Consider the following 13,758-nt stretch of genomic DNA (forward strand, 5'->3'; position numbering starts at 1 on the left):
AGGCGTCCTCCCCAGGGATCGGGCGGGTCTACACGGCAGGCGAGGGCACACCTTCGTGGTTCCCCCGCATATATCGCGACAGTGTGCCCTCGCCTGCCAAAACCTCATGCCGAACGGCCCGGCCCCCATTGCGGGGACCGGGCCGTTCCCGGTGTCCGGGGTGCGGGTGCCTACTCGTTGAGGAACGCGAACGAGGTCGCTCCGTTGAGGGGACTGACCCACGATCCTTCCTGGATCGACACGGGGCAGACGCCGGCGTAGTTGGTGGCCCCGACGCCCAGGGCGTCGGCGGTGACGTTCGGCGTGATGACGGTGATGACCGTGCCGCCGCTGTTGACCGCGGGCGTGGCCGGCGACGTGACGCCGTAGTTGTCCGCCTCGATGCCGCAGAACATCACCTTGACGGTGTTGCTGCCGTCATTGGCGTACGCGCTGAGCGTCTTGTTGAAATTGGTGCCGGTGATGGCGACGACGGTCCCGCCGGTGGCCTTGCCGGACGTGACGTTCATCGAGGTGATGGCCGGGCCGACCACGACGTCGGCGCCGGTGTCCGCCTTGAGGAACGACTTGCTCACGCCGTTCTGCGTGATGATGATCGTGTCGTTGTTCGCGTCCATGCCGGCCGCGGTCTTGAAGGTCAGGTAGTTGCCGACGTCGGCGGTCACCGTCTGGTCGGTCGCGGTGGCGGCCGTGCGCTGGGTGAGGCCGGTGGTGGCGTCGTAGACCTTGACGTCGGTGCCGTCCTTACCGCCCAGGTTGGCCTTCAGGCCGGCGGTGGTGCGTGGGTCGAAGGCGAAGTCGGCGGCGGCCTTGACCCGCACGACCTGGGCGCCGCTGGTGAGGAACCGCTGCGCCTGCTTCGTGACGTCCGAGATCGCGCTGCTGTTGTCGTTGATCACCGGCTTGGTGGCCAGCAGGCCGAGCTTCGGCGGGGACACGAACGTGATGGCCGACGCCTTCGCGATCGTGTCGGGCGACGCGATGTCGTTGAACAGGATGGCGACCTCCTCCGCGGCGCTGCTGGCGATGCAGCCGGTCGAGGGGGTCTTGACCGTGATCGTCGTCGCGCTGGTGACGACGTAGTTCGTCAGGTCGTCGCAGTTGGGGTCGGCGCCGAGCTTGACGGCGACGACGTTGTCCTCCGACAGGGCGGTCGCGCCGGTCCCGGAGACGGTCAGGGTGACGACCTGGTTCTTCGTGAGCGCGGCGAGCTTGCCGTTGGCTGGAGAGGTCAGGGCCAGCGTGCCGGGCAGGGTTGCGGCATGGGCGGGAAGTGGCTGGACGACCACCAGGAGAGTCGCCGCGGCGGCGCCGATGCTCACGGCTCTGGCAAGGCGGGAGTGCCGCCAGGAATGGACATGGGACATTGAGCGAGGTCCTCTCGAGTGCTGTACGGCGCATCCGGTGCGGCCGGCCGCACGATCCACTGGACAACTCAAAGTAACATCAGAATTACGCTGTGTAGCCGGTTTAGGTGGCCGCCTGCGGCGCTACCGCCATGACGGGTCCACCCGGCCAGTTGGGCGAAAGTGAGTCACTCTCAGCATTTGTGCTGTTACGTTTCGTGACGTTGGGTGTACTCACGGTCCTTTGGTGATCGCGCGCCCTCATTCGCTCATGCCGTGGTGACCACCGGAGGAGACCACATGCATTTCCGATCACTCACACGCTCGAAACTCGCCCGCGCGGGGGTGGTGCTGGGCGTCGCGGTCGCGGCCATCGTGACGACGGCAAGTCCCGCATCAGCGGCGGTCGCATTGACCATCACCCCGGGCACCGGCCCGGCGAACTCGGCCACTGGTCCGACGGTGACGATCAACACGACGACGTCCGTGTTCACCGGCACGCCCTATGTCAGCTTCCAGCTGGCCGGCGCGGTGGCACCGGGCGCGGCGGCGGCCGCACCGACCGTGGCGCTCAATGCGTGCTGGCCGACGTACGCGGCCCCGATTGCCGCGGCGAACCCGGTCACGACCACCATGCCGTTCGTCGTCGCGGCGTCGAGCGTCGCCCTGTACTCGCCGACCAAGCTGTACGTGAAGGTCCCGAGCCTGCCGATCGTCGGCACGGCACCGACCAAGTACAACGTCTGCGTCTACGGCGGCAACACGCCCTGGGCCTCGGTCGGCAGCCCGGGTGACGCCCTGGTCGCGGGCCTCGCGAGCGGCTACTCGGTTTCGGCCTCGGCCACCGTCACGGGCGTCAGCCCGATCAGCGGCCCCGCCCGGGGTGGCACTCCGATCGTCGTGACCGGCACGAACCTGACGGGCGCGACGGTCATGCTCGGCGGTGTCTCCATGACTCCGACGATCGCGAGCGACGGCCTCAGCTTCACCGCGATCACGCCCCCGCATGCCGCGGACGGCCAGCCGGTGACCCTGTCGGTCACGACGACCGGCGGCACCGTGAACAAGCTGGCGGCGTTCACCTACTCCAACGGCATTGTCGCGACACCGAACACGATGCCGAGGACCATGGCGAACACCGGAAGGTTCGTCGAGATCCAGGGCGTCGGCTTCGCGTCGCTCAACCCGGCGAACACCGCCGGCGGCGCCACGCCGGACACCGCGGGCGCGCACGTCTTCCTCAGCCGCGGCGCCTACAACGACGCCACAATCGCCGGACACAAGGCCAACCCGCAGGTGTCGGAGTGCTCCGACGTCCTGGTCATGAACGACGGCCTGCTCATCTGCAAGGTGAACCTGCAGCCGTACACCAGGAAGGTCGAGGACGCCACGATCAGCGGCACCACCACGCTGACCTCGCCCACGGCGGCCTTCAACGCGGCGGACGTCGGCGTCACGATCACCGGCACGCAGTTCGGCACGCCGGTGGGCTCCGGCCTCACCGCGGCTGGCACCACCATCGCCGCGGTGCTCAGTCCGACGACGGTGACCCTGTCGACCGCCGGCACCAACGGCCCCGTCGACACCACCACCATCGGCAACTCGCGGACGATCGCGTCCGCCACGACGGCCACCGCCGGCGGGGTCACCACGCTGACCGCAGCGGTCGGCACCGGCCTGTTCACCAACGCGGACGTCGGCCGCCTGCTGAACAGCACCGGCGTCTCCATCACGTCGATCACGGACGCCGACACGGCCATCCTGTCCGGCCCGCTGGGCACCGACCTCTCGGCGGCGGCGGCGACCATCAAGAGCGTCATCCCCGACGGCGCGTACACGCTCACCGTCGTCAACGACGGCCGTATCAACGCGAAGGTCAACAACCCCAACTTCAACCAGTCGATCATCTCCAGCGGCGCCACGTTCACCATCGGTGACTACGTGACCACCAGCTGACCCTGTCGGCACGAGCGCGGCCCGGGAACCACCTCAGGTTCCCGGGCCGCTGCGCCGTTCACCCCGTGTCCGCCGCACGCCGGTCGTTTCTGCCCCGTTCACCCGGCCGCGATCGGATCTTGCTCATGCGGGGGAAGAGCATCATCGCGTCGTGCCTGGCGGCCGTCCTGGTCGTGGCCACCAGTCCCGGGACCGCCCGGGCCGCTCCGGCGCACGCCCGGATCGAGGGCACCGGTTCGACGTTCGCGGCGAACGCGCTCAACGACTGGGTCGCCGGAGCGCAGCTCCAGGGTCTGCAGGCCGACTACACCCCGACCGGCTCGGTCACGGGGCGCAAGGACTTCGCCGCCGTGGCGAGCGACTTCGGCGTCTCCGACCTGCCGTTCCGCGGCAGGGATCCGAAGACGGGCCAGATCGACGACGCGCAGGGCCGGCCGTACGCGTACGCGCCGCTGGTCGCGGGCGCGCTCGCCTTCCCGTACCAGGTGCGCATCGGTGGCGCCCTGGTGCGCGACCTGCGGCTGTCGGGTCTGACGCTGGCGAAGATCTTCCTCGGGCAGATCACGAACTGGAACGACCCGCAGATCACCGCCGACAACGCCGGGCGGAAACTGCCGTCGCTGCCCATCATCGTCGTTGTCCACTCGGAGGCGTCCGGTGCGACCGCCCAGCTGACCGCGTACCTCGCGAAGCAGTACCCGAGCCTGTGGCAGCAGTACAACGGCACATCGGCGTGGACCGAGTACTTCCCGACCACGCCGCGCACGGGCACCCGCCCCCGTCCGATCGCCGTGAACGGCTCAGACGGTGTGATGAACACCGTCTCCGCCGGCAGCAGCAACGGCGCCATCGGCTACAGCGAATACTCCTACGCGTTCGGCGCCGGCTATCCGGTCGCGAAGGTCCGCAACGCCGCCGGCTACTTCATCGCGCCGGATCCGCTCAACGTGAGCCTCTCGCTGACCCGCGCGACCCTGAACCCGGACCTGACCGTGAACCTTGACGGCGTGTACGCGTCCGCGGACCCCAGGGTGTACCCGCTGTCCGGGTACACATACCTGATCCTGCCGACCGGCAACGACGCGCGGATGGACACCGGGAAACGACAGACGATGGTCGACTTCTTCTCCTACACCGCGTGCGGCGGCCAGCACAACGTGAGCTCGGCGGGCTACGCGCCGTTGCCGCTGAACCTGGTCCGCGCCCAGTTCGACCAGCTCAGGAAGCTGCACGACATCGACCCCGCGGTCGACGTGAGCACGCTGGACCCGGCCCGGTGCAACAACCCGACCTTCTACGCCGGCGACCTGGCCCGGGACCGGCTCGGCGAGATCGTCCCGCTGCCGTCGGGCGCCGCCGCACCGGAGCCCGTCACCGTGCCGGCACTGGCGCAGAACGACACCGCGCCGTACGCGGGCGAGGTCAGCATCCGGGTGACGCTCGGCACGCGGGTGTCACTGACCCAGTTGGACCCCGCGACCCCGGACGGCCACCCGGCACAGGCCACCGATCCGACCGGGCACCGCCACGCGTGGGTCTTCCAGGGTGACCTCGGCGGGATCGCCGTCGCCGACACCCGGCCGGGGCAGCCCGGCTGGACGGTGACCGGCCAGGCGACCGACATGGTCAACGGCACCACGACGGTCGCCGCCGGCAACCTCGGCTGGTCACCCGCCCTGGTGCGGGCCGGCAGTGACGCGGAGGGCACGGTGACCGCCGGTCCGCCGGTCCGCCCGGCCCTGCAGACCTCGACCAGCCCCGGCCTCGCCGAGGCGGCCGTTCTGGCGGGCGCGCCCCGGGGCGCCGGCCTCGGCGTGCAGTACGTCGCCGCCACCGTGCACCTGTGGATGCCCGACACCTCTCCGAAGGGCCAGTACACCGGCACCCTGACCCTGACGCTGATCAGCGCCTGACCCGCCGCGATGGCCGGGCGGGTCTGCCCTCGGCCGGAGCCTCAGGCGGTGGGCAGGGAGCCGACGCCGATGGGGCAGGTCATGCCGTTCGGGCCGTGGTTGCAGTAGCCGTAGGGGTTCTTGACGTCGGACAGGTACTGCTGGTGGTAGTCCTCGGCGTAGTAGAACGGGCCGGCGGTGGCGATCTCGGTGGTGATCTCGCCCTTGCCGGCGGCGCGGACGACCGGGGCGAACGCCTCCCGGGACGCGGCGGCCGCGGCGGCCTGGGCGGGGGTGGTGGTGTAGATCGCCGAGCGGTACTGGGTGCCGACGTCGTTGCCCTGGGCCATGCCCTGGGTCGGGTCGTGGTTCTCCCAGAATGCCTTCAGCAGCGTCTCGTAGGAGACCTTCAGCGGGTCGTAGACCACCTGGACGGCCTCGGTGTGGCCGGTCTTACCGGAGCAGGTCTCCTCATACGTCGGGTTGGCGGTGAAACCGCCCTGGTAGCCGACGGCGGTGGAGTGGACGCCGGGGATGCGCCAGAAGATGCGCTCCGCGCCCCAGAAACAGCCCATGCCGAAGTACGCGACCTCCAGGCCCAGGGGCCACGGTCCGCGCAGCGGGGTGCCGAGCACGGTGTGGGTCGCGGCGACCGGCATCTCGGCGTCGCGGCCGGGCAGGGCGGTCTCAGCGGTGGGCAGGTCGAGCGGCTTGCGGGACCACGGGAACACGATCAGCTCCTATACAACTTGAGGTGCTTGGGCTCAAGTCTGCCTCGGGAAAACGCCGTCCGCCTTATCAAGCCATTACGGCGTCAGGCCATTCCGGCCGCGATCCGGGGCCGCGAACCCCGACGCGATCGGGCAGAAAAGACGGCCCGTGACCCGGCTCACGCGATCCCCCACTATGGTCGGTCCATGACGCACGGCTTCGAGACCCTCGCCATCCACGCCGGCCAGGAGCCGGACCCCGCCACAGGTGCGGTGGTCCCGCCGATCTACCAGACCAGCACGTACGCGCAGGACGCGGTGGGCCACCCCCGCCGCGGCTACGAGTACAGCCGGACCACCAACCCGACCCGTGACGCGCTGCAGGAGTGTCTCGCCGCGATCGAGGGCGGCCGCAGGGCCCTGGCGTTCGCGTCCGGGCTCGCCGCCGAGGACACGCTGCTGCGCACGGTGTGCCAGCCGGGCGACCACGTGGTCATCCCCGACGACGCCTACGGCGGCACGTACCGGCTGTTCGCGAAGGTCGCCCAGCGCTGGGGGCTGGACTTCACGCCCGCGTCGATCCACAGCGTCGACGCGGTCCGTGACGCGATGACCGACCGCACGAAGATCGTGTGGCTGGAGACGCCGACGAACCCGCTGCTCGGCATCGCCGACATCGCCGCGCTCGCCCAGGTCGCGCACGACCGGGGTGCGCTGCTGGTGGTCGACAACACGTTCGCCTCGCCCTACCTGCAGCAGCCGCTGCACCTCGGCGCCGACGTGGTGGTGCACTCGACCACGAAGTACATCGGCGGGCACTCCGACGTGGTCGGCGGCGCGCTGGTCGGCGACGACGACGAGCTGCTCGGGCGCCTCGCGTATCACCAGAACGCGATGGGCGCGGTCAGCGGCCCGTTCGACGCCTGGCTGACGATGCGCGGCATCAAGACGCTCGGCGTGCGGATGGACCGGCACTGCGACAACGCGGAGAAGGTCGTCGAGTTCCTGACCCGGCACAAGGCCGTGGGCCAGGTGCTGTACCCGGGGCTGCCGGACCACCACGGGCACGAGATCGCCGCGAAGCAGATGCGGCGCTTCGGCGGCATGGTGAGCTTCCGGGCCGCCGGCGGCGAGGAGGCGGCCGTGGACATCTGCAACCGGGCGAAGCTGTTCGTGCTCGGCGAGTCCCTCGGCGGCGTGGAGTCGCTGATCGAGCACCCGGGACGGATGACGCATGCGAGCGCCGCCGGCTCGCCCCTGGAGGTCCCCGGCGATCTCGTCCGGCTCTCCGTCGGCATCGAGACGATCGACGATCTCCTTGCCGATCTGGAGCAGGCCCTCGCTCGTTGAGACACTCAGGGTCATCAACGGCCGGAAGGTGTTTCAGATGCTGCACCGCTCCACCACCTGGGTCGGCACCACCGCGCGGGAGATCGCCCGCGCGGTGCGCCGCGGTGACACGTCCGCCACGGAGGTCGTCGCCGACCACCTCGACTCGATCCGGGCCTATGACCGGGTCGTCGGCGCGTTCCGGCAGGTCCGGGCCGGCGAGGCGATCGCCGAGGCGGAGATCGTCGACGATCAGCCGGAGCTGCGCAACCTGCCGCTGGCCGGAGTGCCGATCGCGGTCAAGGAGAACGTCGCGGTCACCGGCCTGCCGACCTGGAACGGCTCGGCGGCCGCCCGTGGGCCCGTCGCCGACGGCGACCACGAGGTCGTGCGGCGGCTGCGGGGCGCGGGCGCGATCGTCGTCGGCGTGACGAAGATGCCGGAGCTCGGCATCTGGGCGCTCACCGACGACGCCGACGGGATCACCCGCAACCCGTGGCGCACCGATCGGACCCCCGGCGGCTCCTCGGGCGGTTCCGCCGCCGCGGTCGCCGCCGGGCTGGTGCCGATCGCGCACGGCAACGACGGGCTCGGCTCGATCCGGATCCCGGCCGCCTGCTGCGGGCTCGTCGGGCTGAAACCCGGCCGGGGCGTGGTCCCCGCCGGCATCGGCGCCAACGACTGGCACGGGCTCGCCGAGAACGGCATCCTCGCCACCACCGTGGGCGACGCGTCGCTGGGCTTCTCGGTCCTCGCCGGGCGTGCCCCGGAAGCCCTGAAAACTCCCGGCAAGCTGCGCGTGGCGGTGTCCCCGCGCAGTCCCGCGGCCGGTGTCCGGCCCGACGCGGGCGCGCGCAAGGGGCTCAGCGACGCCGCGCGGCTGCTGCTGCGCCTCGGCCACGACGCGGTGCGGGCCGACCCCGTCTATCCGCCGGCGCTGGCCGCGAAGGTCCTCGCCACCTGGTTCGCCGGCGCCCACGTCGACGCGGAGGGCCTCAACCCGATCCGGCTGCAGCGGCGCACCCGCCAGCACGCGAAGCTCGGTGAGCGGGCGATCCGGCGCGGCCTGGTCAGGGCCGCCGACCGCGACGAGTGGCGCGAACGCTGCCACAACTGGTTCATCGGCGGCGGCTTCGACCTCCTCGTCACCCCGGCGCTCGCCACCGCGCCGCCGCGCGCCTACCGCTGGTCGGAGCGGTCCTGGTCGGCCAACATGCTGGTCAACGCCCGGTACGCGCCCTACAGCGCGCCGTGGAACTTCGCCGGCTTCCCGGCGATCGTGGTCCCGGTCGGGGTCCGCCCCGACGGCCTGCCCGTCGCGGTCCAGTTCGTCGGGCCACCGGGCAGCGAGCTGCTGCTGCTCGCCGTCGCGGGGCAGCTGGAGCAGGCCGCGCCCTGGCGACGGCACGCGCCCGGCTGGCCGCGCGTGGCGGCCCGGCGGTAGGGATGCGGCAGATCAGAGCCATCTCGAGCTGGGCGACCGCGGCGATGCTCGCCGTCGCCGCGGCCGCGCTCACCCACCTGTGCGTGGCGTTCCTGCCGCTCATCGACGTCTGGGCCGCGCACCGGCCGGGCAGCGACGTGGGCGCCGTCCGGCTCGCCGCCTGGGCCGTCCTCGCCGCCACGGTGGTCACGGCCTGGGTGGTGTTCGCCGGGTGGTCCAGACGGGCCCGGTCCAACCTGGTCGCGTTCGGTATCCGTACCACATCCAAAATGCCGTTGATGGACGTCGCGGTCGGCAGTGTCGGCCGGGCACCGGCCCTGCGTCGCAGGATGACCACGCTGACCTGGCTGTGGTGGATCAGCCTGCTGCTGGCCCTGACCGCCGTCGGGCTGGGCGTCCTCGCCGGGCTCGACAACCTGCGCGAGATCGACGACGTGCGCGAGCGGGTCGCGGCCGGCGGGACCGTCGACCGGGCACTGGTGTCGCACCTGTTCGGCCGGCAGCTGCTGCTGCGCCTGCCCGGGGCCGCGCTGGGCATCGCCGCGGCCGCGTTCGCACTGGTGCTGATCGCGAGGGTGACCAGCGCCCAGTACGGCCGCGTCGCCCGCATCCGGGGCGCCGCCGTGCCCCGGGCGACGCTGCGGGCGCTGCGGTCCACCGATGAGGACTGGACCGTGGTGCTGCCGCTTTCGGTGGGTGGCACGATCAGGGAATGACTGAACCTGTGTCTGGGCTCGTGACGCTCGCTGACATCGAAGCGGCGCGTGATCTGCTGTCCGGTGTGATCCGCCGGACGCCGGTCGAGCCCAACCGGCCCCTCACCGCGAAGCTCGGCGGCCCCGCCTGGCTCAAGTGCGAAAACCTGCAGCGCGCGGGATCGTTCAAGGTCCGCGGCGCCTACGTGCGGATCGCCCGCCTCAGCGACGACGAGCGGCGCCGGGGCGTGGTCGCGGCCAGCGCCGGCAACCACGCGCAGGGCGTCGCCCTCGCCGCCGGCCTGCTCGGCACCACCAGCACCGTCTTCATGCCGGTCGGCGCGCCGCTGCCGAAGATCGCCGCGACCAAGGGCTACGGCGCCGCGGTCCAGTTCGCCGGATCGTCGGTCGACGAGGCACTCGTCGCCGCGCACGAGTTCGCGGAGCGGACCGGGGCGGTGCTCATCCACCCGTTCGACCACCCCGACATCATCGCCGGGCAGGGCACGCTCGGCCTGGAGCTGATCGAGCAGCTGCCCGAGATGCGGACCGTCGTCACCGGCGTGGGCGGCGGCGGTCTCATCTCCGGGCTCGCCGTCGCGATCAAGGCGTTGCGGCCGGACGTGCGGATCATCGGGGTGCAGGCGGCCGGCGCCGCCGCGTTCCCGGGGTCGCTGCGCGCCGGGCGCCCGGTCCGGCTGGCGGCGCTGGGCACGATCGCCGACGGCATCGCGGTCGGCCGGCCCGGCGACCTGACGTTCGCGCACGTCAGCAAGCTCGTCGACGAGATCGTCACGGTCACCGACGAGGACATCTCGCGGGCGCTGCTGATGCTGCTGGAGCGCGGCAAGACCGTTGTCGAGCCGGCCGGCAGCGTCGGCGTCGCCGCCCTGCTCGCCGGTGCCGTCCAGGTCGAGACGCCGGTCGCCGCCGTGCTGTCCGGCGGCAACATCGACCCGATGCTCATGCTGCGGGTGATCGAGCACGGCCTCGCCGCCGCCGGCCGCTACCTGACCTTCACCGTGCGCTGCGGCGACCGCCCCGGCCACCTGGCGAAGATCCTCGCGCAGATCGCCGAGCACGGCGCCAACGTCGTCGACGTCGCACACCGGCGGCAGGACCCGCGGCTGCAGCTCGGCGAGGTCGAGATCCACCTGTCGGTGGAGACGCGCGGCTCCGAACACTCCGACCGGCTGGTCAACGCGCTCCGTTCGGCTGGATACACGGTGACGTTCGGCGCGTAGAAGATCAATGTGACTCTCGGCTGGCTCGACCGCGTCGCACACCGCTCCGCCCGTCGCCACACCCTCGCCACCTTCGAGGCGTTCAGCGGCGGCGCCGGTCGTGCCGGGACGGCCGGATCCCGTGTGCTGTTGATCTCGTCGATCCTGTTGTACGGCCTGATCCTCGCCCTCCTCGCGGCCGGGATCTGGCTGTGCACGATCTCGGTTCCCGGGGCGATTGCCGGCCTGCTCGTGATCGGCGTCGCGGTCCTGCTACGCCCCCGGTTCGACCGGGTGCCGAAGTACGCGACCGAGGTCACCGAATCGGCGGCGCCACAGCTGCACGCGCTGGTGCGGGAGGTGGCCGGCGCGGCCGGCGCGCCGGTCCCGCGGATCTACATAGAGGGCGACGCGTTCGACGCCGCGGCCGGACTGGTCGGCCTGCGCCGGCGGCCGGTGCTGGTGGTGGGCCTGCCGCTGTGGAACGCGCTGCCGCGGCAGTCGCGGGTGGCGTTGCTGGGCCACGAACTCGGCCACTTCGTCAACGGCGACCCGCGCCGCCGCCTGCTCACCCAGCCGTCGCTGATCGGCCTGGCCGAGCTCGACGCCCTGCTGGAGCCCGAGTCCGCGCGGGACACCGGCGGCTGGTCCGACGGTTTCCTCGTCGTCTGGATCGTCCGACCGCTGCTGAACCTGGTCAAGCTGGTGCTGCGGGCGCTGCTCTGGGCGCCCCGCACCGCGCTGGCGGTGCTGGCGCTGCGGGAGGGACAGCGGGCGGAATACCGGGCCGACCTGGTCGCGGCGCGGATGGCGGGTCGCGCGGCGACCGTCGAGTTGCTTGACACGCTCGTCGTCATGGACAGCCTGGCGATGCTGATCATGCGGGACGCCCGGGCCGGCCGGCCGGTCGCCGAGTGGCCACAGACCACCGTGCGGCTGCTCGCCGAGGTCCGCCCGCAGCTGGCCGTGCGGCGCGAAGCCGCGACGCTGCGCGAGACCGCGCTCTTCGCCAGCCACCCGCCGTCGGGACTGCGGGCGCGGCTGGTCGATGCGACCGCGCTGGAGTCGGCGGCCGTGGTGCTCGACCCGGTCCGCAACGAGCGGATCGACGCCGAGCTGGCCAAACACAGCGCCAGCTCGGCGCGGACCCTGAAAGCGCTGTGAGGCTCAGCCGCCGAACGGCTCGAACTTGATGATCTTCACCTTGATCTGGGCGCCGCTCGGGGCGGTGTACTTCACCTGGTCACCCTTGCTCGCGCCCAGGATCGCCTTGCCCAGCGCGGACTCCGGGCTGTAGACGGTGAGATCCGTCGTCGCCGCGATCTCCCGGGAGCCCAGCAGGAACGTCTCGGTGTCGTCCTCGTCGTCGTCGAACTGGATCGTGACGACGGTGCCGGGCGCGACCTTGTTGGTCGTCGGCGCATCGCCGACGACCGCCTTGCGCAGGAACTCCTTCAGGTACAGGATGCGGCCCTCGGCCTTGCCCTGCTCCTCGCGGGCGGCGTGGTAGCCGCCGTTCTCGCGCAGGTCGCCCTCTTCGCGGCGTGCGTTGATCTCCGCGGCGATCGCCGGCCGGTTGGCGATGTGCTCGTCCAACTCGGCCTGCAGCCGGTCATATGCTTCCTGCGACAGCCAGGTTGTCCCCTGGTCGCCGTCGGTGGTCGACACTGAAGATCTCCTTACGGGCACGCTGGGTCAAACCACCAACGTACCAGTGAGGCGCATCACCACCGACATGGAAAATGCCGGGTGCCGCCGCGGGCGCGGGCCGGATGGTCAGCGGGCGCGGCGCGGACCGCAGGCCGGGACCTCCACCGTGACCGGCCGGTCGCTGGTCGCCAGGCGGTAGGTGACCAGTGCCTCGGCCCCCTGGGGCACGGGCACCTCGGCCAGACCGACCTCTTCGCCGCTGGCGGATCGGGCCCGGACCCGGCAGGTGGCCTCCTTCTCCGCGTCCTTGCGGACCACGAAGTCGACCGTGATGCCGTCGTCGCTGATCGCGTAGAAGCGCTGGACCTGGGGCTCGTACTCCTGCGGTCCGTACTGCTGGAACAGCTTCACCGCGATGAGCACCCCGGCGACGGCGGCGATGGCGGCGACGAGCGCGACCAGCCAGGTGCGGCGCGGTCGGGGCTCCCGGCGGCGGCCGTAGCGGCCGGGCGGGTACTTGGCTGTGGCGTGCGTCTCGGTCACGGGAAGGAGGTCCTCGTCGTTTCGTCGGAGGTACCGACCACAATAGGGTCGTAACCCGGGGCGCCCCGGCAGCGGGGTTGACGGACACCTTGAGGAGAGCTCGTGAGCGAGCAACTGCGATTGATGGCGGTGCACGCGCATCCCGACGACGAGTCGAGCAAGGGCGCGGCCGCGATGGCGCGCTATGCCGCCGAGGGCGTCGAGGTGCTGGTCGTCACGTGCACCGGCGGCGAGCGCGGCAGCGTGCTCAACCCGAAGCTGGACCGGCCCGAGGTCTGGGAGAACATCGCGACGATCCGCCGCGCCGAGATGGACCGGGCGCGGGAGATCCTCGGGGTGGATCAGGCGTGGCTGGGTTTCGTCGACTCGGGCTTCCCGGAGGGTGACCCGCTGCCGCCGCTGCCCGAGGGGTGTTTCGGCCTGATGGACCCGCAGGACGCGGCGGCGCCGCTGGTCGAGCTGATCCGGAAGTTCCGCCCGCACGTGGTCACCACGTATGACGAGGAGGGCGGCTACCCGCACCCCGACCACGTCATGACGCACAAGGTGAGCATGGTGGCGTTCGAGGCGGCCGGCGACGCGACCCGCTATCCGGACAAGGGTGAGCCGTGGCAGCCGCTGAAGCTCTACTACAACATGGGCTGGTCCAAGGCCCGCATGCACGCCCTGCACGAGGCGATGATCGAGGCTACCGGTGAGTCGCCCTACACCGAGTGGATGAAGCAGTGGGACGAGGAGCGCACCGACAAGGGTGACCGGGTCACCACCCGCGTGCCGTGCGGCGAGTTCTTCGAGGCCCGCGACGACGCGCTGCGTGCGCACGCCACCCAGGTCGACCCGGACGGCTTCTGGTTCGCGGTTCCGCTCAACATCCAGCAGAAGGTGTGGCCCACCGAGGACTACGAGCTGGTGAAGTCGCACGTCGACACCCGCACGCCGGAAGACGATCTTTTCGCGGGCGTAAGGTAGC

12 protein-coding genes are annotated in these 13,758 nt (G+C 71.4%); 8 read left to right on the forward strand and 4 right to left on the reverse strand.

Going from position 1 to position 13,758, the window contains the following annotated elements:
• Positions 1-170: 170 nt before the first annotated feature.
• On the reverse strand, positions 171-1,367 hold the full coding sequence (locus tag ACFPIJ_RS50100) for an IPT/TIG domain-containing protein (RefSeq protein WP_380126549.1): 1,197 nt from the start codon (positions 1,365-1,367) through the stop codon (positions 171-173).
• A 279-nt stretch (positions 1,368-1,646) separates the two neighbouring features.
• Here ACFPIJ_RS50100 and ACFPIJ_RS50105 point away from each other — a divergent pair, with 279 nt between their 5' ends.
• On the forward strand, positions 1,647-3,302 hold the full coding sequence (locus ACFPIJ_RS50105) for an IPT/TIG domain-containing protein (RefSeq protein WP_380126550.1): 1,656 nt from the start codon (positions 1,647-1,649) through the stop codon (positions 3,300-3,302).
• A gap of 125 nt (positions 3,303-3,427) precedes the next feature.
• On the forward strand, positions 3,428-5,215 hold the full coding sequence (locus ACFPIJ_RS50110) for a phosphate ABC transporter substrate-binding protein PstS (RefSeq protein WP_380126551.1): 1,788 nt from the start codon (positions 3,428-3,430) through the stop codon (positions 5,213-5,215).
• 41 nt (positions 5,216-5,256) lie between these two features.
• On the opposite strand, the gene msrA is transcribed toward ACFPIJ_RS50110, so the two are convergent.
• Complete coding sequence (gene msrA, locus ACFPIJ_RS50115; protein WP_380126586.1) at positions 5,257-5,853, reverse strand: peptide-methionine (S)-S-oxide reductase MsrA; 597 nt, start codon at positions 5,851-5,853, stop codon at positions 5,257-5,259.
• 258 nt (positions 5,854-6,111) lie between these two features.
• Between msrA and ACFPIJ_RS50120 the strand changes: the two genes are divergently transcribed.
• The 5 genes from ACFPIJ_RS50120 to ACFPIJ_RS50140 are packed head-to-tail and all read left to right on the forward strand — an operon-like array spanning position 6,112 to position 11,759.
• Positions 6,112-7,254, forward strand: a complete 1,143-nt coding sequence (locus ACFPIJ_RS50120; protein WP_380126552.1) for a cystathionine gamma-synthase — start codon at positions 6,112-6,114, stop codon at positions 7,252-7,254.
• 37 nt (positions 7,255-7,291) lie between these two features.
• Complete coding sequence (locus ACFPIJ_RS50125) at positions 7,292-8,677, forward strand: amidase (protein ID WP_380126553.1); 1,386 nt, start codon at positions 7,292-7,294, stop codon at positions 8,675-8,677.
• Positions 8,678-8,679: 2 nt separating this feature from the next.
• Positions 8,680-9,393, forward strand: coding sequence for a hypothetical protein (locus tag ACFPIJ_RS50130; protein WP_380126554.1), 714 nt, complete (start codon positions 8,680-8,682; stop codon positions 9,391-9,393).
• An 8-nt stretch (positions 9,394-9,401) separates the two neighbouring features.
• Positions 9,402-10,616 carry a threonine ammonia-lyase gene (ilvA, locus tag ACFPIJ_RS50135; protein ID WP_380126587.1) on the forward strand — a complete coding sequence of 405 codons (1,215 nt, stop codon included), beginning with the start codon at positions 9,402-9,404 and terminating at the stop codon, positions 10,614-10,616.
• Between the two features lie 9 nt (positions 10,617-10,625).
• A complete protein-coding gene (locus ACFPIJ_RS50140; protein WP_380126555.1) occupies positions 10,626-11,759 on the forward strand; it encodes a M48 family metalloprotease in 1,134 nt (377 codons plus the stop codon).
• A gap of 3 nt (positions 11,760-11,762) precedes the next feature.
• Here ACFPIJ_RS50140 and greA read toward each other — a convergent pair whose 3' ends face one another.
• Both greA and ACFPIJ_RS50150 read right to left on the reverse strand, forming a co-directional pair.
• Complete coding sequence (gene greA / locus ACFPIJ_RS50145; RefSeq protein ID WP_345003526.1) at positions 11,763-12,263, reverse strand: transcription elongation factor GreA; 501 nt, start codon at positions 12,261-12,263, stop codon at positions 11,763-11,765.
• Between the two features lie 108 nt (positions 12,264-12,371).
• Positions 12,372-12,788, reverse strand: coding sequence for a DUF4307 domain-containing protein (locus ACFPIJ_RS50150; protein WP_380126556.1), 417 nt, complete (start codon positions 12,786-12,788; stop codon positions 12,372-12,374).
• A 123-nt stretch (positions 12,789-12,911) separates the two neighbouring features.
• Between ACFPIJ_RS50150 and mca the strand changes: the two genes are divergently transcribed.
• Positions 12,912-13,757: a mycothiol conjugate amidase Mca gene (gene mca / locus ACFPIJ_RS50155; RefSeq protein ID WP_380126588.1), complete on the forward strand. Its 846-nt coding sequence runs from the start codon at positions 12,912-12,914 to the stop codon at positions 13,755-13,757.
• Position 13,758: the final 1 nt, after the last annotated feature.

The sequence above is a fragment of the Dactylosporangium cerinum genome (assembly GCF_042653625.1).
Taxonomy (GTDB): domain Bacteria; phylum Actinomycetota; class Actinomycetes; order Mycobacteriales; family Micromonosporaceae; genus Dactylosporangium; species Dactylosporangium cerinum.

Bases quoted from the DNA above. Each gene is read 5' to 3' on its own strand.
- ACFPIJ_RS50120 (WP_380126552.1), top strand. From the start codon at position 6,112: ATGACGCACGGCTTCGAGACCCTCGCCATCCACGCCGGCCAGGAGCCG.
- ACFPIJ_RS50105 (WP_380126550.1), top strand. From the start codon at position 1,647: ATGCATTTCCGATCACTCACACGCTCGAAACTCGCCCGCGCGGGGGTG.
- ACFPIJ_RS50100 (WP_380126549.1), bottom strand. From the start codon at position 1,367: ATGTCCCATGTCCATTCCTGGCGGCACTCCCGCCTTGCCAGAGCCGTG.
- ACFPIJ_RS50130 (WP_380126554.1), top strand. From the start codon at position 8,680: ATGCGGCAGATCAGAGCCATCTCGAGCTGGGCGACCGCGGCGATGCTC.
- mca (WP_380126588.1), top strand. From the start codon at position 12,912: ATGGCGGTGCACGCGCATCCCGACGACGAGTCGAGCAAGGGCGCGGCC.
- msrA (WP_380126586.1), bottom strand. From the start codon at position 5,853: ATGCCGGTCGCCGCGACCCACACCGTGCTCGGCACCCCGCTGCGCGGA.
- ACFPIJ_RS50125 (WP_380126553.1), top strand. From the start codon at position 7,292: ATGCTGCACCGCTCCACCACCTGGGTCGGCACCACCGCGCGGGAGATC.
- ACFPIJ_RS50110 (WP_380126551.1), top strand. From the start codon at position 3,428: ATGCGGGGGAAGAGCATCATCGCGTCGTGCCTGGCGGCCGTCCTGGTC.